Origin of the sequence: Candidatus Pseudothioglobus sp. Uisw_041 (assembly GCF_048087625.1) — a bacterium.
Lineage (GTDB): Bacteria > Pseudomonadota > Gammaproteobacteria > PS1 > Pseudothioglobaceae > Pseudothioglobus.
Genome location: NZ_CP159805.1, coordinates 1,579,667 through 1,600,950 on the forward strand (window position 1 = coordinate 1,579,667; position 21,284 = coordinate 1,600,950).

General features: G+C 35.6%; 22 protein-coding genes and 2 tRNA genes. 14 read left to right on the top strand and 10 right to left on the bottom strand.

All coding sequences use genetic code 11. The features are described from left to right. Position 1: 1 nt before the first annotated feature. Positions 2 to 901: a DMT family transporter gene (locus ABXT44_RS08040; RefSeq protein ID WP_416686777.1), complete on the bottom strand. Its 900-nt coding sequence runs from the start codon at positions 899 to 901 to the stop codon at positions 2 to 4. Positions 902 to 918: 17 nt separating this feature from the next. Next, complete coding sequence (locus tag ABXT44_RS08045; RefSeq protein WP_416686779.1) at positions 919 to 1,527, bottom strand: LysE family translocator; 609 nt, start codon at positions 1,525 to 1,527, stop codon at positions 919 to 921. A gap of 68 nt (positions 1,528 to 1,595) precedes the next feature. Between ABXT44_RS08045 and ABXT44_RS08050 the strand changes: the two genes are divergently transcribed. Then, entirely contained in the window at positions 1,596 to 2,546 is a 951-nt protein-coding gene (locus ABXT44_RS08050; RefSeq protein ID WP_416686780.1) for an acetyl-CoA carboxylase carboxyltransferase subunit alpha, read from the top strand. Then, positions 2,527 to 3,696: a tRNA lysidine(34) synthetase TilS gene (gene tilS, locus ABXT44_RS08055; protein WP_416686782.1), complete on the top strand. Its 1,170-nt coding sequence runs from the start codon at positions 2,527 to 2,529 to the stop codon at positions 3,694 to 3,696. The genes ABXT44_RS08050 and tilS overlap by 20 nt, the downstream gene beginning before the upstream one ends. Positions 3,697 to 3,711: 15 nt before the next feature. Here tilS and ABXT44_RS08060 read toward each other — a convergent pair whose 3' ends face one another. From ABXT44_RS08060 to ABXT44_RS08070, 3 genes are read right to left on the bottom strand one after another with little or no spacing between them, the layout of a single operon-like run. Next, positions 3,712 to 4,293: a DUF3501 family protein gene (locus ABXT44_RS08060; RefSeq protein WP_416686784.1), complete on the bottom strand. Its 582-nt coding sequence runs from the start codon at positions 4,291 to 4,293 to the stop codon at positions 3,712 to 3,714. A 19-nt stretch (positions 4,294 to 4,312) separates the two neighbouring features. Further along, a complete protein-coding gene (locus ABXT44_RS08065; RefSeq protein WP_416686786.1) occupies positions 4,313 to 5,617 on the bottom strand; it encodes a heterodisulfide reductase-related iron-sulfur binding cluster in 1,305 nt (434 codons plus the stop codon). Positions 5,618 to 5,666: 49 nt separating this feature from the next. Continuing rightward, entirely contained in the window at positions 5,667 to 6,086 is a 420-nt protein-coding gene (locus tag ABXT44_RS08070) for a rubrerythrin family protein (RefSeq protein ID WP_416651770.1), read from the bottom strand. 104 nt (positions 6,087 to 6,190) lie between these two features. On the opposite strand from ABXT44_RS08070, the gene ABXT44_RS08075 reads away from it, so the two are divergent. Then, positions 6,191 to 7,048, top strand: a complete 858-nt coding sequence (locus ABXT44_RS08075) for a LysR substrate-binding domain-containing protein (RefSeq protein WP_416686788.1) — start codon at positions 6,191 to 6,193, stop codon at positions 7,046 to 7,048. Between the two features lie 6 nt (positions 7,049 to 7,054). On the opposite strand, the gene ybeY is transcribed toward ABXT44_RS08075, so the two are convergent. After that, positions 7,055 to 7,495 (bottom strand): rRNA maturation RNase YbeY, encoded by a 441-nt coding sequence (gene ybeY, locus ABXT44_RS08080; protein ID WP_416651774.1) that lies wholly within the window; start codon positions 7,493 to 7,495, stop codon positions 7,055 to 7,057. A gap of 50 nt (positions 7,496 to 7,545) precedes the next feature. Here ybeY and priA point away from each other — a divergent pair, with 50 nt between their 5' ends. Next, positions 7,546 to 9,510 (top strand): replication restart helicase PriA, encoded by a 1,965-nt coding sequence (gene priA / locus ABXT44_RS08085; RefSeq protein WP_416686789.1) that lies wholly within the window; start codon positions 7,546 to 7,548, stop codon positions 9,508 to 9,510. Positions 9,511 to 9,526: 16 nt separating this feature from the next. Here priA and bioA read toward each other — a convergent pair whose 3' ends face one another. Then, positions 9,527 to 10,762 (bottom strand): adenosylmethionine--8-amino-7-oxononanoate transaminase, encoded by a 1,236-nt coding sequence (gene bioA / locus ABXT44_RS08090; RefSeq protein WP_416686791.1) that lies wholly within the window; start codon positions 10,760 to 10,762, stop codon positions 9,527 to 9,529. Then, on the bottom strand, positions 10,762 to 11,430 hold the full coding sequence (locus tag ABXT44_RS08095) for a phosphoglycolate phosphatase (RefSeq protein WP_416686792.1): 669 nt from the start codon (positions 11,428 to 11,430) through the stop codon (positions 10,762 to 10,764). The genes bioA and ABXT44_RS08095 overlap by 1 nt, the downstream gene beginning before the upstream one ends. A gap of 66 nt (positions 11,431 to 11,496) precedes the next feature. Between ABXT44_RS08095 and proC the strand changes: the two genes are divergently transcribed. Continuing rightward, positions 11,497 to 12,327 carry a pyrroline-5-carboxylate reductase gene (gene proC / locus ABXT44_RS08100; RefSeq protein WP_416686794.1) on the top strand — a complete coding sequence of 277 codons (831 nt, stop codon included), beginning with the start codon at positions 11,497 to 11,499 and terminating at the stop codon, positions 12,325 to 12,327. A gap of 22 nt (positions 12,328 to 12,349) precedes the next feature. Here proC and ABXT44_RS08105 read toward each other — a convergent pair whose 3' ends face one another. Next, positions 12,350 to 13,066 (bottom strand): 16S rRNA (uracil(1498)-N(3))-methyltransferase, encoded by a 717-nt coding sequence (locus ABXT44_RS08105; protein WP_416686796.1) that lies wholly within the window; start codon positions 13,064 to 13,066, stop codon positions 12,350 to 12,352. Positions 13,067 to 13,113: 47 nt separating this feature from the next. On the opposite strand from ABXT44_RS08105, the gene ABXT44_RS08110 reads away from it, so the two are divergent. The 9 genes from ABXT44_RS08110 to ABXT44_RS08150 all read left to right on the top strand — a co-directional run bounded on the left by ABXT44_RS08110 (position 13,114) and on the right by ABXT44_RS08150 (position 20,444). Next, a complete protein-coding gene (locus tag ABXT44_RS08110) occupies positions 13,114 to 14,364 on the top strand; it encodes an aminopeptidase P N-terminal domain-containing protein (RefSeq protein WP_416686798.1) in 1,251 nt (416 codons plus the stop codon). 2 nt (positions 14,365 to 14,366) lie between these two features. Then, positions 14,367 to 15,383 (top strand): anthranilate phosphoribosyltransferase, encoded by a 1,017-nt coding sequence (trpD, locus tag ABXT44_RS08115; RefSeq protein WP_416686799.1) that lies wholly within the window; start codon positions 14,367 to 14,369, stop codon positions 15,381 to 15,383. Positions 15,384 to 15,390: 7 nt separating this feature from the next. Further along, complete coding sequence (gene orn / locus ABXT44_RS08120; RefSeq protein WP_416677852.1) at positions 15,391 to 15,933, top strand: oligoribonuclease; 543 nt, start codon at positions 15,391 to 15,393, stop codon at positions 15,931 to 15,933. Between the two features lies 1 nt (position 15,934). Then, on the top strand, positions 15,935 to 16,786 hold the full coding sequence (gene ispE, locus ABXT44_RS08125) for a 4-(cytidine 5'-diphospho)-2-C-methyl-D-erythritol kinase (protein WP_416686801.1): 852 nt from the start codon (positions 15,935 to 15,937) through the stop codon (positions 16,784 to 16,786). After that, positions 16,766 to 16,840: transfer RNA gene (locus ABXT44_RS08130), tRNA-Gln, on the top strand. Before ispE ends, ABXT44_RS08130 begins: the two co-directional genes overlap by 21 nt. A 34-nt stretch (positions 16,841 to 16,874) precedes the next feature. Then, positions 16,875 to 17,354: a glutathione peroxidase gene (locus tag ABXT44_RS08135; RefSeq protein WP_416686803.1), complete on the top strand. Its 480-nt coding sequence runs from the start codon at positions 16,875 to 16,877 to the stop codon at positions 17,352 to 17,354. A gap of 85 nt (positions 17,355 to 17,439) precedes the next feature. Then, a complete protein-coding gene (locus ABXT44_RS08140) occupies positions 17,440 to 18,402 on the top strand; it encodes a ribose-phosphate pyrophosphokinase (RefSeq protein ID WP_416686805.1) in 963 nt (320 codons plus the stop codon). A gap of 87 nt (positions 18,403 to 18,489) precedes the next feature. After that, a complete protein-coding gene (rpoD, locus tag ABXT44_RS08145; protein ID WP_271558704.1) occupies positions 18,490 to 20,358 on the top strand; it encodes an RNA polymerase sigma factor RpoD in 1,869 nt (622 codons plus the stop codon). 9 nt (positions 20,359 to 20,367) lie between these two features. Next, positions 20,368 to 20,444: transfer RNA gene (locus tag ABXT44_RS08150), tRNA-Ile, on the top strand. Positions 20,445 to 20,489: 45 nt separating this feature from the next. Here ABXT44_RS08150 and ABXT44_RS08155 read toward each other — a convergent pair. Further along, the gene (locus tag ABXT44_RS08155) at positions 20,490 to 21,197 is read right to left on the bottom strand and encodes a peptidase E (RefSeq protein WP_271558703.1); all 708 of its coding nucleotides are present in this window, start codon (positions 21,195 to 21,197) and stop codon (positions 20,490 to 20,492) included. Between the last annotated feature and the right edge of the window lie 87 nt (positions 21,198 to 21,284).

Below are 21,284 nucleotides of genomic sequence, written 5' to 3' on the forward strand. Positions count from 1 at the left end.
CCTACCTAGAGGGCAAGAAAGCTTTCAGCTTCAAATCAATTAAAACAAATAAGGCAGATACAGCCAAAATAATCCCTATAATATTTTTTAAGTTTAGTGCTTCTTGAAAAAAAATTGCCCCAAAAGCAATTGCAAAAAATGGTGAAAGTAAACTAAACACCGAGGTTTTTTTAGATCCTATAACTCTTATTCCGGTATAGTAAACTGCAGTAATAGCAGTACCAGCTACAACTGAAACAAAAAGAATATTGATCCAGAAAATATAGTCCATATCCATTAAAGTTACGAGAAGACTTGTATCATAAGAATAAACCCAATCGATCATAAAGCCAAATAGGCTTATATAAAAGTTAAAAGCCAATACATGCATATTTTTCATATAGGCGCCAATAATAGTTACAGCTGCATAAGCCAAAGCTGCCAAAACAAAATAGAGATTACCTCCACTGATTAATAGTGCCAAGTTAGATTGATCAAAATTCATCATCAAAAGAACACCAATTGTGCCCACCAGTAATGCGGCCCAGTCCTTAATAAGTGGCTTAGATTTCTTTGAAAATATCATAAAGATATAGACAAATATTGGAATCAAAACAGTAACTAATGCAGCCCCTAGGCCCGCAGCGCCCCTCTGCATCCCCATAAAATAAAACCGATAGTTACTAATCATAAAGATGGCAATAACGAGTGATAACACTAGATTAAACAAACTAATTTTGATAGATATTTTCATCCATATCAGAAGTGGGATAGTTGCAAGAACAGATAAAAATAACCTATAAACTACTAGTTCATCTTCGCCGATATAAAAGGAAAGATACTTTGTTGAGATACCTGATAATGCCCACACAATTGGAACAAGAATCATTATAAATGTCATGTTTTTTTCAGATTGAAACATTATTTTCCCAAGTCATATTAGTAGAGGCCCACAAAACAGCCAACCAAAATCATCGTAATACCGGTAACCTCATTCACGCGTTTGATAATCACTGGATTTTCAATATGTTTTCTTAATCGAAGCCCTAGGATGTTTGCTAGAGTGAGAACGAAGAATACTGTAATACCAATAACTGTAACTACTTTTATTTCAGTTGCAACTGTCAAATTATTTAAATCAATAAAGATTGGTAGAAAAGATAAATAAAAAATAATGGTCTTAGGGTTAGTAACCCCAACAATAAATCCTGCTAATAAAAGCTTTAGTATTGAACTTTTTTTACTTGTTTGTTCGAAGCTAACCCCTCTTGACCTATACTGCTGGTAGCCAATATATATCAAATATGAAGCTCCTAAAATTTTAACGTACAGCATGCTATCACTAATTAGGCCTGCTATGGCATTGAGTGCTAGCATTGCAAGTATGACATAAATGATATCACCAACAGTATGTCCAATTGAAAGCCACATAGCAGGAATAGGGCCATATCTTGTAGAAATTGCCAGCACTGCAAATAGGCCAGGTCCTGGCGAAATTGCATAAACAAATGTAGCAAACGTTAAAGAAAGTAGGGTCAGTAAATCCATTGCAAGATTATAAACATTGCATCTGCTATAATTATCATTAAATTTTGAACGACCATTAAGCGTATTAAATGAACTTAAACTATCTTGATTTTGAACAACCAATAGCTGAACTTGAAGAAAAAATTGATGCCCTAGAGAGCATTAAAGATGATGCCGATATTGCTAAAGAAATGGAGTCACTTAAAGCAAAAAGTGAACTGTTAACAAAGAAAATTTTTTCATCACTAACTGATTGGCAGGTTTCACAGCTAGCAAGACATCCTCAAAGGCTATATACCTTAGACTATATTGATAAAATCTTTGATGAGTTTACTGAGCTTTGTGGGGATCGAGCCTATGCAAATGATCACTCATTGATTGGTGGAATTGCAAAAATTGATGACCTCACATTTATGTTTATTGGGCAGCAAAAAGGCCGCTCAACAAAAGAAAAGATTTTTCATAACTTCGGCATGACAAGGCCTGAAGGTTATCGCAAAGCCCTTAGACTAATGAAGATGGCTGAAAAGTTCTCACTTCCAGTAATTACTTTTATAGACACCCCTGGAGCCTATCCAGGAATTGGCGCTGAAGAGCGGGGACAAAGTGAAGCGATTGCTAGAAACTTATTCGAAATGTCTACCTTAAAAACACCAATCTTATCTGTGGTGATCGGTGAAGGTGGCTCAGGCGGTGCGCTTGCAATTGGCCTTTGTGACACTATGATGATGTTTGAATACAGCATTTATTCTGTTATCTCTCCAGAAGGTTGTGCCTCAATACTCTATAAAGACGCCTCTAAAGCACCAATTGCTGCAGAGTCACTTAAACTAACAAGTAAGCATTTAAAAAAACATAAATTAATTGAAAAAGTAATACCTGAACCTCTTGGCGGAATTCATAGAGACCCTGAAAAGGCTTCTGTATTTCTCAAAAAAGCCCTGATTAAAGAGCTAACTAATCTAATTGTCTTGCCTATTGATAAACTTATTGAGAATAGACATGAAAAACTACTAGGCTTTGGAAGATTTAGCGAATAAAGACGAATACTTAACTGGCAAGAAAATTGTCGTTGCCTTAAGTGGTGGCATTGACTCAGTTGTTCTTCTCCACTTTTTAAATAAACATTATCCTGGTAACGTTCGAGCTATTCATATAAACCACAACCTTTCTAAATACAGCGATGAATGGTGCACTTTTTGTGAAAGAATATGTAATTCAGCCAAAATCGAGTTTAAATATATAAGTATAAATCTTGAAAAATCTTCTAATATCGAAGAAAATGCTCGTAAAAAACGCTATCTTTCATTAACATCTGCATTAAGATTGGGTGAGATTCTTTGTACTGCACATCACCAAGAAGACCAGGCTGAAACTTTCTTACTACAATTATTTAGAGGCAGTGGAGTTGCTGGCCTTGCCTCAATGCCAAAAATAAAAAGTATTGAAGAGTCAGAGCTTTATCGTCCATTTCTGAGTATTTCAAAACAAAAAATCATAGACTATGCTTCAAAAAATCATCTCGAATGGATAGAAGATGATAGCAACCTAGATACTAATTTTAAAAGAAACCTATTAAGAATTGAATTTCTACCAAAGCTATCAAGCGCATTTAATGGGCTTATTAAGAATGTTTCAAGGAGCGCTTCGCATCAGGCAGAGGCATTGAGGCTGATGCAAGACTTGGCTGAACTTGATATTAAAAATTTTGAATTACTGATCAATAACAAAATTCAAGTTAGCTCATTAATTCAACTGCCAAAACGAAGAATGGTTAACGTGCTTCGTTATTATATTGCCAATCTAGGCTTTCTATTGCCTTCTAATAAAGTTCTAAATGAGCTTATCTCTTCATTGAGTGCAAAAAATGATGCTAATGTAATCTTAAAATGGCATCACTATGAAGTTAGGCGATACAATGGTGAGTTGTATTTTTTTGATGAGAATATTAAGTCTTCAAACTTACTATGTCCCTATTACGAATCATTAAAAAACCTTCCTAATTTTGAAATCCGTTTTCGTTTAGAAGGTCAACGGATAAAAGTTAAAGGGAAAAGTCATTCACAATCTCTTAAAAAAGTACTGCAGGAATCAAACATCCCTCCATGGGAAAGAGATAAATTAAGAATGTATTATGTAGATGGCTCTTTACGAGCCATGGAAACCCTCGGTAAAATTACTGAAGCTTAAATACTATTAACCAAACTAATTATTGTTAAAATCCTGACTTAAGGCGTCTTGTGATTCCGAATTCAAAATAATTTCATAATCATAATGGGTATGAGAAACGCCAACCTTGACTGGCACTCCTGAGCCAAACTCTTTAACCATACCTGGATCAAATTCAAAACGCATAAAGTGAACAGCTGAGGTTTTAACCTCTGTCTCTCTATCCATGTCTTCATTACAAATAGCAAACACTTTGTCATGATTTCCAACTTGAAAATAGATGCTTCTTTCAAGGCCAATTAATTTAGATAATGCAACTGCTCGCTCCTCAACATTAGTATATTCAATCATCATAGTAGCCTTCAAGTTTGAGCCTTCAGGTACCAGTGAGTTATATACATCGAGCTCTTCTTGAATACCATCAGCCTCAAAAATTTTCTCTATACGAAGCATCTCTTGGATCTGAAACTGGACTGTTTTCTTGTTTTCAAACAACATCCTTACATGCTCTCCAAGATTAACCTCTCTGAGCTTTTTTATTTGAATAGTATCTGAACGAATACCTGAACGTTTTTCTGCGTATTCTTCAAGAGAGAATAAGTCTTGTCTTGTTAGCATTTAATTAACCTCATTTTTATTATAAATCATAAGCCATTTTCACCAAGCTAATTGGATGAATGGATTCTATATCTTGCGTAGCAATATGCGCAACATGGTTACCAGCCATAACGCAGTCACTAACAACCAAATCGGTTGTGTCAGTTATTTTTTTTGCAACTGGCATTCCAATTTGCACAGAGTAAGTATGCGTATCTTTTCTGACTCCATATGTACCGTCATGTCCAGAACATCTTTCTGCAATATTTACATCTAGATCTGGAATTAAGCCCAGAATTCTTTTAGTATGTGAGCCAATGTTTTGCACTCTTTGATGACAAGCAATTTGATAAAGTACTTCTTTATCAATTGGCTTAAAATTACCATCAAACTGATTACTTTCTTTTAAAAATGATAGATATTCGAAGGGGTCATAAAATGCTTTAGATATTGCCATAATATCTTCATTTTCAGAAATTATCATTGGCAATTCATTTTTAAACATTAAGACACATGAAGGTATTGGCGCGATTAATTTATAACCATCATTAACTAACTTTATAAGTGGTGTTATATTTTCATTCGCATACTTAACCACAGCTTCAAGATCGCCAAGTTCCATCTTGGGCATACCACAACACTGAGTTTTTTTAATGAGTTTTACTTCTACACCGTTATGCCTAAGAACATCGACTAAATCAATAACAGTTTGAGGGTCATTATATTCACCATAACAAGTACCAAAAATTGCTACCTTGAATTTACTTGTAGAATTATCTTCTACAAAAATTTTGGAAAGTTTTTTGGTATGGTATTTTGGAACAACAGCATCAACGTGAACACCTAAAACTTTTTCGGTTACCTTTCTCATTGTTTTGTTGCTATTAGACCAATTAACAATTGGTGAGATCACTGGCATAGATGCAACAGAACCTACTTTTTGTGGTGATGTTAAGATCTTATGAGATAGTTTTGTTTCGCCTTTTTTAAATTGAATTGCTTTTGCGCGAAGCATTAGATGTGGGAAATCAACATTGAAGTCATGCGGCGGAACATAAGGGCATTTTGCCACGAAACATAAATCACATAAATAGCATTGGTCAACCACTTTCTTATAGTCTGCTTTATCAACGCCATCAACCTCAAATGTTTGAGACTCATCAATCAAGTCAAAGAGTGTTGGAAAAGACTTGCAAAGGCTCACACAACGTCTACAACCATGACAGATATCAAAAACTCTTTCTAATTCTGTATTGAGAGAATCTTCATTATAAAAATCTTCATCTTTCCAATTTAGAGGGTGGCGAGTTGGTGCCTCTAAATTACCTTCTTTAAATTTAGACATATATACCTAGGATTTGTTGCCATAAGCTAAGCCTATGGCAACGAAGTTTTTATAAGCTATCTAGTGCTTTTTGGTAACGATTTGCATGAGAACGTTCAGCTTTAGCTAAAGTTTCAAACCATTCAGCAATTTCATCAAAACCCTCATCTCTTGCTGTTTTGGCCATACCTGGATACATATCAGTGTATTCATGAGTTTCTCCATGAACAGCGCTTTCAAGCATCTCTTTTACTTCTTTAGCAGGCATATCTGTCCCTGGATCACCAACACCACCTTCAATGAGATGCTCCATATGACCATGAGCATGGCCAGTTTCACCTTCAGCAGTTGATCTAAATAACGCAGCCATATCTGGCTCACCAAGAACATCACATTGGTTTGCAAAATATAAGTAGCGTCTATTTGCCTGAGACTCTCCAGCAAATGCATCCTTTAAACTTTGTTCTGTTTTACTTCCGCTTAATGACATAACTTCCTCCGATTGGTTAAACGAGCCATCATCATACCAGTACTTTATATATAAATAAATTGAATAAATGTGTATATAATATCCGTAAAAGACGAATAAAAAAAATGACACCTTCACTAAAAAACTTACAGTATTTAGTTGCACTAAAAAAAACTAATCACTTTTCCAAAGCTGCAAATGATTGCTTTGTTAGCGCTTCGACATTCAGCGCAGGAATATCAAAACTTGAAAGCGACTTAGGAGTTCTGCTTGTTGAGAGAGACAATAAAAACGTTCACTTTACAGCAACTGGGAATCGAGTTGTAAAACAAGCTCTATTAGTGATGGCTGAGATTAATGTCTTATTAAGTACTGCAAAGTTAGATTTTTTTGATTCTGAAGTTACCATTGGAGTAATACCTACGATTTCTCCCTATATTCTGCCAAATTTCTTATCTAACTTAAGCAAGCTTTATCCAAAACTTAAGGTTTCTTTTAAGGAAGATACAAGTGAAAATTTACTTATGCAACTAGAGCAAGCTAAGATTGACTTTGCCATATTTGCTTTTCCATATGAATTGCCCAACTTTATTGAAAGCTTTCAAGTCTTTTCTGACCCAATTTATTTTATTCAACATAAAAAACGCAAATCTAAAGTAATTGATAATGGGTCACTGCTAATGCTCGAACAGGGTCACTGCTTGAGGTCACATATATTGCAAAATAATAAAATTTCAAATCAACATATTTCTGGCTTTTCTTGTACCAGTATTCCAACACTTGTTGCTATGGTCGATACAGATATTGGCGTGAGTTTTCTACCCAAAATGGCAATCGATTTTGGTATACTTAAGCATTATCCCAATATATCCATTGACATGAATTCAACCAAGGCAAAACGAGATATTGGAGTTATCTATAGAAAAAATAATCAGCAAGAAGAAGGCATCAAAAAACTCGCAGGGCTTTTAATCAATTCTTAGTTTTGCCTAATGGTAAGGGTTACTAATCCCCAGAGTCTTTAAAAAATCAATTTCAATAGACTCCATTTTATTAGCAGATTCAAGATCTGTATGGTCATGCCCTACCAAGTGAAGAATTCCATGTATCGCCATATGAGTCAAATGATCTGAAAACGTTTTATCTCCAACTAGCGCCTCTTCTCTTACCACATCAGCACAAATAACAACATCACCTAATATTGGCTCTCCAATTTCCTCAGGAATATCGCTTTGAAAAGATAGCACATTAGTTACTTGGTTTTTAGCTCGGTACTCTTTATTAAGAACTTGAATCTCAACAGGTGAAACTATGCGAATGAGCAACTCACTTTCTTTAATCCCTGCTTCACTCATAAATTTTTGGCAAACTAACCCAAGCTTGTCTTCATCTATATTTATATCGTTAATGATGTTTTGAATAACTACCATGGCTAATTTATATTGCTAAAATACTTATTTTATCCCTAAAACATTTTACTTTGAGTCAAATCATAGAAGTTGCCATTCCAGTGCCCTTACACAATACATTTGATTACGTTTGTAATCAAGAAGTAAGCGTAGGAGCCAGAGTTAAAGTTCCATTTGGTCCAAAAAAAGTTATAGGAATTGTACTTTCTCTAAAAGATAAAAGTGAGTTTGGTAAACTTCGGGCTATCGAAGAAGTAATTGATACTGAAGCATTATTATCCAAAGAAATTCTTGATTTTTTATTCTGGTCAGCCAACTACTACCATCATCCAGTTGGTGAAGTTCTTGCTAATGCCCTTCCAAAAAACCTGAGACTTGGAAAGCCTGCAATTATTAAGAAACCAACTGAAATAAATAATGCAGTCACACCGAGATCCTTCAAACCAACATCTGAACAACAAAATGCAGTTAATGAAGTTCTTAAATATGAAAATACCTTCCATGGATTCCTACTTCAAGGAGTCACAGGAAGTGGAAAAACTGAGGTTTATCTCAATCTTACTGAAAAACTTATAAAGGATGGGAAGCAAGTTCTTGTTCTAGTCCCTGAAATTGGATTAACACCTCAAATGATCGCGCGCTTTGAAGAAAGAATAAATGAAAGAGTTGTTGCTGTTCACTCACAACTTAATGAAACCCAAAAACAAGACGCCTATCTATTGGCTAAAAATGGAGAAGCAAAAGTTATCTTAGGCACTCGTTCTGCTATCTTTACTCCAATCCCTAAACTTGGATTAGTTATCGTGGATGAGGAGCATGATGGCTCCTTTAAACAGCAATCGAGCTTCCGCTATTCTGCTCGAGATCTAAGCTTTATGCGCGCCAAATTTGAAAATATTCCTCTGATTTTAGGAACTGCAACACCCTCGCTTGAGACCTTAAAAAATGTTGCTGACAAAAAACTGACGCGACTTACTTTGACCACTCGCCCTGGTGAAGCAATTATGCCAATTGTTAACTTAATTGATATGAGGAGCCAGCCTTCAGAAGCCCTATCAATACCTCTAGTTTCTAAAATAAAAAAATACTTAGAAGACGATAAACAGGTCATGCTCTTTATTAATCGTCGGGGCTATGCGCCAGTTTACTATTGCACTGAATGCGACTGGCAATCTGAATGCACCAATTGTGACTCAAAGCTTGTCTACCATCGCAATATTAATCGACTTAAATGTCATCATTGTGGTCTCGAAAAGTCACCAGAATCCTCTTGCCCCTCTTGCAATAGTCAAAGCCTGAAAATACTAGGTTATGGAACAGAAAGGTTGGAAGAAAATCTTGAGTCATATTTTCCCAATTCTGATGTAATTAGAATTGATAGAGACACAACAAGAAAGAAAAAAGCATTTACGTTGCATTTAGAAAAAATAAACTCTGGGAAGCCTTGCATTATTGTTGGCACTCAAATGTTAGCAAAAGGACATGACTTCTCTAATTTAGCATTTGTTGGTATTTTAGATGTAGATGCTGGCCTCATGTCGCTAGACTATCGAGCGACAGAGCAATTAGCACAATTACTTATTCAAGTTTCAGGAAGGTGTGGAAGAGGAGAATATAGAGGAGAAGTTAATATTCAAACTCGCTACCCCCATCATCCTATCTTTAAGTTTGTAAGAGATTCACAATATATTGAGTACGCAAAAACCTTGTTACTAGAGCGAGAGGAGGCACAACTCCCTCCATATGCTCATCAAGCACTAATTTGCGCAAATTCTAAAAATAAAAATGAAGCTGAAAAATTTTTAACTGAAGTGGCTCAATTAATCAATAATATTGATATAGAATCAATCGAAATTTGGGGACCTGTACCTGGTGTTATTGAGAAGAAGTCAAATTATTACTATTTCAATTTATATTTACAATCTAAAGATAGAGTTCAGCTTCATAGGTTAATTAAAACCTTTTATAAGCATATTGAGACAATCAAGGTGAGCTCATCAGTTCGCTGGTTTATTGATATTGATCCAATTGAATAGTCAATATAACTTTTTCCTAAAGGCTTTCAGCCACATCTTTCATTGCATCAGTAATTTGAAGTAACTCTTGATCAGTTATTATAAAAGGTGGCATCGTGTAGAGTAGTTTGCCATAAGGTCTAAGCCAAATTCCACAGTCAATTAACTGCTCTTGGGTTCTCTTCATATCAAGAGGCTCATTAAACTCTACAACGCCTATTGCCCCAATGACTCTAACGTCAAATATAGATTTATGTTTCTTTAAAGCTAGTAATTGAGATGAAAGAATGTCTTGAATCTCTGAGATTCTTTTTTTCCAGTTGCTACTAAGAAGTAAATCAATACTAGCATTCGCCGCTGAACAGGATAAAGGATTTGCCATAAAAGTAGGCCCATGCATTAATACGCCAACTGTAGTAGAGACTTTTTCGGAAGTTATTGCGGCTGCCATAGTCATATAGCCACCAGTTAAAGCCTTACCTATACAAAGAATATCAGGAGAAATATTTGCATGATTGCAACCAAAGAGTTCTCCTGTTCGGCCAAAACCTGTCGCTATTTCATCTACAATCAATAAGACCTCATAATCATCACATAAAGATCTAACGCCTTTGAGATAATCAGCATCATAAATATTCATTCCACCAGCCCCTTGAACAATGGGCTCAAGAATAATTGCTGCAATATTATTATGACTTTCTTTAAGTCTTGACTCTAAATCTAAAAGAGCTTCAGCGCTTTTCCCTGACTTGGGCTGAGTTACAAAGTAATGTTTTGGAAGTACACCACTAAACAAATGGTGCATGCCATTATTTGGGTCACACACACTCATCGCTCCAAAAGTATCACCATGGTAACCACCTCTAGGGGTTACAAAATGTGACTTTTCTTTTTTTCCTTTATTTTGCCAATACTGCAAAGCCATCTTAAGAGAAACTTCTACAGAAACAGAGCCAGAATCAGCAAAAAAAACTTTATCAAGCCCTTGAGGAGTTATTTTTATGAGTTTTTCACATAAGTCAATAGCAGGTTGGTGAGTAAGCCCTCCAAACATTACGTGAGATACAGCATCAATCTGAGCCTTCATTGCCCTATTTATGAAAGGATTATTGTAACCATGAATCATTGACCACCAGCTACTCATACCATCAATAACACGAGTTCCATTTTTAAAGTTAAGATAAACCCCATCTGCAGTATCAACCAGATAAGTAGGCACCTTATTTGGTATCGTAGCATAAGGATGCCAAATATGATTATCATCAATACTCATTAAAGGCACTCTCTTAACTGCGTCATAGAATCGATTACAAGATCAGGGCTTTCATCTAATATGTTATTACCATGATTGTAGCCATATGACATACAAATTATATCAAATCCAGCTGCTCTAGCAGCCTTTACATCACTTACAGAGTCTCCCAACATAAGGCATTCTTTTGGATCTATATTAAAAAAACTAGCGCCATGAAGAAGCGGTAAAGGGTCTGGTTTTTTCTTTTTCAAAGTATCACCAGAAATGACTATCTTAAAGTAATCATAGATATTTAATGATTTTAGTAATGGGTGAGTAAACTGCTCTGCTTTATTAGTAACACAGCCTAAAAGATAATTCTTAGATTGTAAATAATCTAATCCCTCTTTAACCCCATCATATAAGTTTGACCTTATTGCTGAATTTTCAGCATACAGATCTAAAAAAATTGGATACGCGGTTTCGAATACTTCTCGACTTGGCTTAAGATCCAAATCTCCAGTCAAAGCTCGCTCTACTAATCTAGGAACACCATTTCCAACCCAATGTCTAACCCTTGACTCTCCTCTTATCGGCATACCAAGCTGAATCATCATCTCGTCAACACAGTAGGCAAGGTCAGGGACACTATCAACTAGAGTTCCATCAACATCAATCAATATTAGTTTTGGCTGAAATTTTTTCATTAATGTTCTTTATTTATTGCAAGTTTGGTAGAATTGATTTAAGCATTTATAACTAATATATTTTATATGGAAAACAAAACAGTCATTGGATTTATTGGAGCTGGAAATATGGCGTATGCACTGATTAAAGGCCTCCTAAGTAATGGCTTTGATGCTAAAAATATAAATGTAAGCGACTCTAATGAAGAGCTTCTTATCAACCGTCATTCTGAACTTAAAATCACAACATATTCTGATAATAACTCTTTACTAGATAATAGTGATATTGTTGTTTTTGCAGTAAAGCCTCAAGTACTCTCGATAGTTTGCCTTCAATTAAAAAATAAAGTTAAACCAAACCACCTTTTTGTCTCTATCGTAGCCGGAATTAGGGGTAATGATATTAATCGTTGGTTAGGAGGTAATTTTGCTCTCGTAAGAACAATGCCTAATACACCTGCACTATTTCAAAGTGGCGTTACAGGTCTTTTTGCAAATAATTTAGTCAGCAATCAACAAAAAGAATTAGTAACTTCAATCTTATCGTCTGTGGGCGAATGTTTCTGGGTAGATGATGAGAAATTAATTGATGCAATTACTGCCATATCTGGAAGTGGGCCGGCTTATTTTTTTCTATTGATGCAATCAATTACTCAAGCAGCAACTGCTCTTGGTTTAGATGAAAAAACTGCAAACTCTTTAAGTATTCAAACTAGTTTAGGTGCAAGCCTAATGGCAACTAAGAGTGGCAAAGATTCAAAGACACTTAGGAAAGAAGTTACTTCCCCCAATGGAACAACCCAAGCAGCTATTGAAAGCTTTCAAGATCAAAACTTTGAGGGAATAGTTGCAGCAGCTACAAGGGCTGCTTATGACCGAGCCCGGGAACTTAGTAATGACCTAGGTGATGTTGAGTAAAAAAAGAAAATTAAAAATATTTTCAGCTACCCCATAAAAGCTGCATATTAGCTATAGCAACTAGTGATGCAGTTTCAGTCCTTAAAACTCGTTTCCCTAATAAGAGTGGCTTAAATCCGGCATTTGTTGAATCAGCAACTTCTTGATCCGTTAATCCTCCCTCTGGTCCAATGAGAATTGTTGCACTTGAGTACTCAGGCATTTGAGCAAGACTTATATTTGCACGATGATGCAGAACAAAGCCATTATGATTTTGATTGCCAAGCAATTCACTGAGTAAAGTAGGTTGGCAGATATTAACAATTACGGCTCGTCCAGATTGCTCACATGCATGGTTTGCTATCTTTTGCCAATGCTCTATTTTTTTTTGAGCTCGGTCACCTTTTAATCTAACTACACTGCGCTCTAGTTGCATTGGGATAATACTTGTTACACCCAATTCTATGGATTTTTGAATTAAAAAATCCATTTTTTCGCCTTTAGCAATCCCCTGCGCTAGCGTTAAATTTAGCTTGGATTCAGAATCATTTTTTAACTTTGAAACAATACTAATGCTGGTTATTTTTTTTAACCTTTGAACTTTTGCGTCGTAATCAAAACCATCACCATTAAATATAGTGATATTTTTACCATCTGGAAAACGCAAAACTTTGTTAAGATGATGGCTATTATCTTTACTTAACTCAATACTATTGCCCAGAGATAGAGCAGTATTTTGATAAAGTCGTATCTTTTTCATGGTATCTTTCTTGGGTTATTTATCAATGAATTAATGTACCTAACAAAATGATACATAAAAAAAGAAGAGAAGAGTTGTTAAGCATACTAGGAGATGATGCAGTAGTAATTGTATCTACAAATAGTGAACAAAAAAGAAATAGTGATGTCAACTACCCCTTTCGACCAGACAGCAGTTTTTGGTATCTTACTGGTTTTATAGAGCCTGATGCAATCGCAGTTTTCTCTAAAAATAATTACAGCATTTTTTTAAGGCCCAAAGATAAAACTCAGGAAATCTGGAATGGAGTGAGACTTGGAGTTGATCTTGCACCTGAAACTTTATTAGTCGACTATGCTTATGATATTAATACTTTTACAGATGAAATTAAGAAACTCATAAATAAAGAATCTTCTTTATATTTTGATCAGCCAACTTCTGATGGCTGGAAAAATAGAGCAAGTACTAATATTCTTAATAAAACTATTGTTTCAATTTTTAGTAGCAGTATTCAACCTTTAAACCCATATTTGTCAGAAATGAGGATTATTAAAGATGCTTCTGAAGTAAAAAATATGCAAACCGCAGCAGATCTTGCTTCAAAAGCACATATGAAGGCTATGGTAAAAACTCAGCCCGGACTTTATGAGTACAACATTGCTGCTGAATTTGACTCCGTATTCAAAAACGAAAACTCAGAACATTCTTACCCTCCAATTGTCGCAGGCGGAGAAAATGCTTGCATACTTCATTACAATGAAAACAATAAATTATTAAATGATGGTGACCTTCTTCTCATAGATGCTGGCTGTGAAATTCTTGGTTATGCATCTGATATTACAAGAACCTTTCCAGTTAATGGAAAGTTTAGTAACCCTCAAAAAGAAATATACGAAATTGTTTTAAATGCCCAGATTCAGGCTATCGCTTCAATTATTCCAGGTGGAGATGTAAATAAGCCTCATGAAATTGCATGTGAAATTATTTCAAGGGGGCTTATGAAGCTAGGGATAATGGATGATATAAGTAATTTAAGAAAATTCTATATGCATGGAACAGGCCATTGGTTAGGTTTAGATGTTCATGATGTTGGAGCTAAAGAAATTGACAATTCTTTTCGAAAATTTGAAGTAGGCATGGTAACAACAGTGGAGCCTGGAATCTACATCCGCAAGGATGATAAAATTGATCCAAAATACTGGAATATTGGAATCAGGATCGAAGACGATGTTCTAGTTACTATTGATGGAAACCATGTTCTATCTGAAGCAGCTATTAAAAATGTAGATGATATTGAATATCTAATGAGCCAAAGCTAACCATGAATATAAATCAAGCCATTAAAGCTGTTATTTCAAAAAAAGATCTAAATGAAGGTGAAATGCTTGATGTCATGAATAGCATTATGACTGGCCAAACAACGGATGCACAGATTGGTGCTTTTTTAATTGGCTTATCCATGAAAGGCGAAACAATTGAAGAAATTACTGCCAGTGCAAAGGTAATGCGCTCACTGGCAACTTCGGTTGAATTAAGAAGCACTGAGTACCTTGTAGATACTTGTGGAACAGGTGGAGATGGTCTAGGATTGTTTAATATATCGACTGCCTCTGCCTTTGTTGTTGCAGCTGCAGGTGGAAAGGTTGCTAAGCATGGTAATCGTTCCATTTCATCAAAATCTGGAAGTGCAGATGTTCTGGAGGCAGCTGGAATAAATCTTAACTTAAGCCCCGAAGTCATTAGCGAATGTATTGAAAAAATAGGCGTTGGATTTATGTTTGCACCTGCACATCATAATGCAATGAAACATGCAATTGGTCCGCGTAGAGAACTGGCAGTCAGAACTATATTTAATGTTTTAGGCCCCCTTACTAATCCAGCTAAAGCCCCTAATCAAGTTATTGGAGTTTATGACAGAAACCTAGTTGAGCCAATCGCTAACGTCCTAAAAAGCCTTAAATCTCGACATGTTATGGTAGTTCATTCTGCAGATGGACTTGATGAATTTTCTGTAGCTGATAAAACCTTTGTAGCTGAATTATATAATGATGAAGTCTCAACCTATAGTGTTCATCCAGATGACTTTGGTTTAAAGCTAGGTAACCTTAATGATATTAAAGCAGAAAATGCTGATGAGTCACTCTCTCTAATTTATGAAGCATTTTCTGGGCATAATGGTACTGCAAAAAATATCATTGCTTTAAATGCTGGAGCTGCTATTTATGTAAGTGGTCTCGAAGATACACTGAGCTTAGGGATTGAAAAAGCCTCCAAAGTATTATCAGATGGAAGTGCAAAAGAAAAACTTGAAGAATATATTGTCGCTAGTAATAATTAAATTAATTATGAATAAAAAAACTAATCTTATCTGGATAGACCTTGAAATGACGGGATTAATTCCTGAAAGTGATGTCATTATTGAGATAGCAACAGTAGTTACCGATGCCAATCTAAATGTAATAGAAGAGGGCCCTTCGTTAGCTATTCATCAAAATAGCGATCTACTTGATGGAATGGACGACTGGAACACAAATCAACATAATCAATCTGGACTTGTCCAAAGAGTAATAGAAAGCAAAGTTTCCACTGCTGAGGCAGAATCCCAAACCCTAGATTTTCTTATTAAATATGTCGACCAAGGCGCATCTCCCATGTGTGGGAATTCGATTTGTCAGGATAGAAGGTTTTTATATAACTACATGCCAAAACTAGAAAAGTTTTTTCACTATCGACATATCGACGTCTCCACATTAAAAGAATTAGCTGTTCGGTGGAAGCCAAGCATTATTTCTTCCACATATAAAAAATCTAGGCATTTAGCATTATCAGATGTTTACGACTCAATTGATGAATTAAAGCACTACAAAGAGCATTTCATTAAAGCTTAAATTGACTTACTTATCACCCGCTAAAATTAATTTATTTTTGCATGTAACCTCAAAAAGGTCTGATGGTTATCATAACATTCAGACCATTTTTCAACTTGTAGATTACTGTGATGAGATAAATATTAATTATAGAAGTGATGGATTAATTAGCCGAATTAGTGGCAATGAAAATATTTCAAAAGATCAGGACTTAACAATACGCAGCGCAACTCTCCTAAAAAAAATCACAGGATCAAAGGGTGGGGCAGATATTGCTATAGTAAAAAAAATACCTATAGGCGGTGGCTTAGGAGGTGGCAGCTCAAATGCAGCGACTGTCTTAATTGCTCTTAATAAGCTTTGGAATCTTAATTTACCTAAAGAAGAATTAGTAGATATTGGTCAAAATCTTGGTGCAGACGTTCCCGTATTTATTAATGGTCATAGCTCTTGGGGCGAAGGTACAGGTGAAATACTTACACCACTAAGCCTACCAAAATACTTTTATTTAATTGTTACAATTGGTAAACATATATCCACGAAAGAAATTTTCACACACAAAGCATTGACAATGTCTCCAGTACAAAGGAAAATAGCAGACTTTTCAATGGTATCTAATCCTCATAACGACTGCTTAGATGCTGCAATTCATTTAGAAGCTGATATAGAAGAGGCTATAGCTCATCTAGACTCAACTGATAACCACATCGGAATTGCAAGAATGACTGGAAGTGGATGTTGTGTTTTTGTAGCCTTTGAAAAAGAAAAAGATGCATCGATAGCAATTAATAAATTGCCATCAAAATGGACTGGTTTTATCGCAAAAGCGATTGATAAATCACCATTATATAATTGGGGTGTAGCCAAGTGGTAAGGCATCGGGTTTTGATCCCGTGTACCGATGGTTCGAATCCATCCGCCCCAGCCATATTATTTAAATTAACCAGCATAAGGTAAGAATCATGAATGAAAATGCATATCAATTTAACTTTAGTCAGCTTGATGGGGAAGAAATCTCTTTGAGCAAATTTAAAGGCAAAGCAATTTTAATTGTAAATACTGCAAGCTTCTGTGGTCTAACCTATCACTATTCTGGACTCGAAAAACTCTACCAAAAGTACAAAGAAAGAGGTTTAGTGATAATTGGCTTTCCTTGCAATCAATTTGGTAAACAAGAGCCTGGAACTTCTGAAGAAATCAAAGATTTTTGTAACCTAAATTATGACGTTACGTTTCTTATGTCAACAAAAGTTGATGTCAATGGTAAAAACGCTCATCCCCTGTTCAAATATTTAAAAAGCGAGTTGAAAGGAAAACTAAACGATAGCGTCAAATGGAATTTCAGTAAATTTCTAATTGATTGTGATGGTATACCCTTTAAACGTTTTAGTTCAACTGTTGAGCCGGAAGATATTGCAGCATCAATAGAGGAAGTACTATAAATCTCGATTCAATTACAAAACTATTGTGCTTAGCCACGTAATTTGTTTGTATAATTGCATCCTACATCAATAAAAGTCTAATTGGATGTCTCTAGAAAGAATAAAGATCTTTAGCGGAAACGCAAATCCTGATCTCTCATCCGAAATTATTACTAATCTCAATATCACCCAAAGTAAGGCCTTTGTAGGACAATTTAGTGATGGTGAAGCTCAAGTTGAAATCCTTGATAATGTGCGTGGATGTGATGTGTTCGTTATTCAGCCAACCTGCGGCCCTTCATCGGCTGAAACTTTAATGGAGTTATTAATAATGGTTGATGCTCTGAGGCGCTCTTCTGCCGGAAAAATTACAGCAGTAGTTCCATATCTTGGCTACTCTAGACAAGATAGGCGCTCGAGACTAACTCGCGTTCCAATAACTGCAAAGCTTGTCGCTCAATTAATTGAAACGTCAGGTGTAGACCGCATATTGACAATGGACTTACATGCAGATCAGATTCAAGGCTTCTTCAATATTCCAATTGATAACATATATGCTCAACCTGTCCTTGTCAAAGATATTTTGGATCATAATTATCAAGATGTAGTCGTAGTATCTCCAGATGTTGGTGGAGTAGCTAGAGCAAGAGCAGCAGCAAAAAGAATTAATGACGCAGACCTTGCAATTATTGATAAAAGGCGTCCAGCACCAAACTTAGTTAAAGTCATGAATGTAATTGGTGATGTAGAAGGACGTACCTGCATTATGATTGATGACATGGTTGATACCGCCGGAACGCTCTGCCAAGCTGCTGAAATATTAAAAGAAAAGGGCGCAAAGAAAGTTGTTGCTTACGCAACCCATGCGGTTCTTTCTGGAGGTGCTATTGAAAATATATCAAACTCTAAGCTGGATGAATTGGTTATTACAAACACAATTCCATTAACGAATCATGCAAATAAATGCAACAAAATTAGGCAATTATCAATTGCAACAACTCTTGCAGACGTTATTCGAAGAATTAGTGATGAACAATCTATCAGTACAATTTTTGCAGATTCAGACTAATCCTAGGCCTCTATAGGGCTGAATTAATGGTATAAACAATCTCCTCTTTTAGGTATAATTTCCTCTCTGTTTTGAAAAAATCAAATTATGAAAACAACTACTGAAGCTCACAAAAAAGCCCTTAATAGTCTAATAACAATTGGAAAAGAACAAGGATACCTGACTTACTCAGAAATCAATGACCTCTTACCAGAAGACTTATTAACACCTGAACAGGTTGAGCCAATTGTAACAATCTTAGAAGAAATGGACATATTGGTTGCTGATGAAGCGCCTGATGCTGATGAGTTAGTAATGAAGTCTGGTGGAAAAGCAGAATCTAGCTCTGCAGAGGTTGCAGTTGCTGCCCTAGCTGCCCTTGATTCAGAATTTGGAAGAACTACTGACCCTGTTAGAATGTATATGAGAGAAATGGGCGTAGTTGAACTTTTAGAGCAAAAAGACGAAGTCCGCATTGCTAAAGAAATTGAAGCAGGCGTTTATCAGATCTTACAGGCAATTTCTCTTTATCCTGAAATCTCTGACTATTTCTTCAAGGCCTACACAAGACTAGAAGAAGGCAAGTGTAAGATGACTGATGTAGTTATTGGTTACCAAGGAGATGCTGAAGAGTTCGAAGAAAAACAGGTACTTATTAAGGAAAAACAAGCCCTACTTGATGAAAAACAAGCACAGCTTGATGCAATGGAAACAGATGAGCTCTCAGAAGAGATTGATGAGGATGAAGAAGATTTTGATGAGTTAGAATATACTGGCCCTGATGAAGGAATGGTATATGAACGTTTTGATAAAATACAAAAATCTCATAAAAGCTATGTTAAATTATTTGAGAAAAATGGCTATCTTGATGATAAAACTGTTAAAGCTAGACAAAAATTTTCTAATTGCATCTCTGAACTAAGACTTGCACCAAAACTTGTTAGTACAATGATGGAGCTTGTTTCAAGTCGAGTAGATATGGTGAAAAAAGAAGAAAAGCTTATACGTCAAGTTTGCCTTGATGCTGGTATGAGTTCAGAGCTTTTTTATGCATCATTTCCAGGAAACGAAACGAATTTTGACTGGCTTAAATCTATTGATCTTGATAAAGCAACTCTAAAAGCATTAGAAAAAACTGAAAAAGAAATTTATTACTCACAAAAGAGTCTTTTAGAGCATGAACAAGCAATGAAGTTAACAATTGCAGAGCTTAAAGAAATTAACAAAAGGCTTCGAAAGGGTGACAGAAAGGCTAAAGTTGCCAAAAGTCAAATGATTGAAGCTAATTTAAGGCTTGTAATTTCTATTGCCAAAAAATATGCAAATCGTGGCCTTCAATTCCTAGACCTTATCCAAGAAGGAAACGTTGGGCTAATGAAGGCAGTAGACAAGTTTGAATATCGAAGGGGTTATAAATTTTCAACCTACGCAACTTGGTGGATCCGCCAAGCAATTACCAGATCAATTGCTGATCAAGCCCGAACTATTCGTATTCCAGTTCACATGATTGAAACTATCAACAAATTGAATCGAGTAAGACGTCAACTTCTTCAAAGATTTGGAAGGGAGGCGACGCCTGAAGAGCTTTCTGTTGAGATGGAATTACCAGAATATAAAATTAATAAAATACTTAAGATTGCTAAAGAGCCATTATCAATGGAGAACCCAGTTGGAGACGATGAAGATTCTACAATTGGTGATTTTATTGAAGATACAAACCTTTCTTCACCTGTGGAAGTAACAACTCGTGAAAGTCTTAAAGAAACTACTGGTGATCTTTTAGCTAACTTATCACCTCGTGAAGCAAAGGTTTTAAAAATGCGATTTGGAATAGACATGAGCACAGACCACACACTTGAAGAAGTGGGTAGACAGTTTGATGTTACTCGTGAAAGAATTCGCCAAATTGAAGCCAAAGCGCTTAGAAAGTTGAGGCATCCTTCTCGTGCACACAAACTTCAAAGTTTTTTAGAATAGTTTTTCTACGGGCCTATAGCTCAGCTGGTTAGAGCACTCGACTCATAATCGATTGGTCCTTGGTTCAAGTCCAAGTAGGCCCACCATATATATAAAAACCTAGTTTAATACTAGGTTTTTTATTGTGTAAATTAAAACTTATCATCGAGATATTTCGGTTCAATAACTGACTCGTTAATAATGCTATTATCATTTTTAATACTATAAGCCTTTGCATTTAATAAAGACGACACACAGCGCTCAAGCTTCCCATCTATAAAGTGGGCTGCAACACCATCATCACAGGCAATTCCAGGCTTCATGGTGCCATTTAAAATAGCTTTATGATATTCAGGTCGCCTTTGAATTTCAGTATCAAAATGTGGGCAGTTACTTCCTTGAAGAAAGCCTAAACAATCTAGTGGAAGCAATTTACCAGTCTTTGAATCAGTTAAGCCTTGCTCAAACCAACAAATAGATCCAGCACTTAGTCCAGCCATTATTGCCCCATTACACCAGGCCTCATGTAAAAACTTATCAAGGCCCCACTCTTTCCAAAGAACTAAAAGGTTTCTTGTATTACCGCCACCAACATAAAAAATATCTTTTTCTAAAACAAAATCTCTCAAGTTACCTTCTGGTGGACTAAATAAAGATAAATGGCTCGTTTCACAATTAAGCTTTTTATATGAAGAATAAAAACGCTTTTTATAACTCTCATCATCTCCACTTGCCGTAGGTATAAAACAAACTTTAGGATTCTTTTTGTCTGACAAAGACAATAAATACTTATCCAATTTAAGATTCTCTGGCTTAGAAGTAAATCCACCACCACCCATAGTTAATATCTGTTTTTTCATATTCTCAGCTTCACCTTATTAATAGAAATAAATTTTACTTAAGTTATCTTCTTAGTAAAAAATAAATACAACTGTCAATGATATAAT

What these genes read in the sequence shown, in the direction of transcription:
- ybeY (WP_416651774.1), bottom strand. Translation starts at nt 7,495, where the DNA reads ATGGTAGTTATTCAAAACATCATTAACGATATAAATATAGATGAAGAC.
- ABXT44_RS08065 (WP_416686786.1), bottom strand. Translation starts at nt 5,617, where the DNA reads ATGTCTAAATTTAAAGAAGGTAATTTAGAGGCACCAACTCGCCACCCT.
- proC (WP_416686794.1), top strand. Translation starts at nt 11,497, where the DNA reads ATGGAAAACAAAACAGTCATTGGATTTATTGGAGCTGGAAATATGGCG.
- ABXT44_RS08105 (WP_416686796.1), bottom strand. Translation starts at nt 13,066, where the DNA reads ATGAAAAAGATACGACTTTATCAAAATACTGCTCTATCTCTGGGCAAT.
- ABXT44_RS08075 (WP_416686788.1), top strand. Translation starts at nt 6,191, where the DNA reads ATGACACCTTCACTAAAAAACTTACAGTATTTAGTTGCACTAAAAAAA.
- ABXT44_RS08070 (WP_416651770.1), bottom strand. Translation starts at nt 6,086, where the DNA reads ATGTCATTAAGCGGAAGTAAAACAGAACAAAGTTTAAAGGATGCATTT.
- rpoD (WP_271558704.1), top strand. Translation starts at nt 18,490, where the DNA reads ATGAAAACAACTACTGAAGCTCACAAAAAAGCCCTTAATAGTCTAATA.
- ABXT44_RS08135 (WP_416686803.1), top strand. Translation starts at nt 16,875, where the DNA reads ATGAATGAAAATGCATATCAATTTAACTTTAGTCAGCTTGATGGGGAA.
- trpD (WP_416686799.1), top strand. Translation starts at nt 14,367, where the DNA reads ATGAATATAAATCAAGCCATTAAAGCTGTTATTTCAAAAAAAGATCTA.
- ABXT44_RS08060 (WP_416686784.1), bottom strand. Translation starts at nt 4,293, where the DNA reads ATGCTAACAAGACAAGACTTATTCTCTCTTGAAGAATACGCAGAAAAA.
- orn (WP_416677852.1), top strand. Translation starts at nt 15,391, where the DNA reads ATGAATAAAAAAACTAATCTTATCTGGATAGACCTTGAAATGACGGGA.
- bioA (WP_416686791.1), bottom strand. Translation starts at nt 10,762, where the DNA reads ATGAGTATTGATGATAATCATATTTGGCATCCTTATGCTACGATACCA.
- ABXT44_RS08050 (WP_416686780.1), top strand. Translation starts at nt 1,596, where the DNA reads ATGAACTTAAACTATCTTGATTTTGAACAACCAATAGCTGAACTTGAA.
- ABXT44_RS08040 (WP_416686777.1), bottom strand. Translation starts at nt 901, where the DNA reads ATGTTTCAATCTGAAAAAAACATGACATTTATAATGATTCTTGTTCCA.
- ABXT44_RS08110 (WP_416686798.1), top strand. Translation starts at nt 13,114, where the DNA reads ATGATACATAAAAAAAGAAGAGAAGAGTTGTTAAGCATACTAGGAGAT.
- ABXT44_RS08095 (WP_416686792.1), bottom strand. Translation starts at nt 11,430, where the DNA reads ATGAAAAAATTTCAGCCAAAACTAATATTGATTGATGTTGATGGAACT.
- ABXT44_RS08045 (WP_416686779.1), bottom strand. Translation starts at nt 1,527, where the DNA reads ATGGATTTACTGACCCTACTTTCTTTAACGTTTGCTACATTTGTTTAT.
- ABXT44_RS08140 (WP_416686805.1), top strand. Translation starts at nt 17,440, where the DNA reads ATGTCTCTAGAAAGAATAAAGATCTTTAGCGGAAACGCAAATCCTGAT.
- ABXT44_RS08155 (WP_271558703.1), bottom strand. Translation starts at nt 21,197, where the DNA reads ATGAAAAAACAGATATTAACTATGGGTGGTGGTGGATTTACTTCTAAG.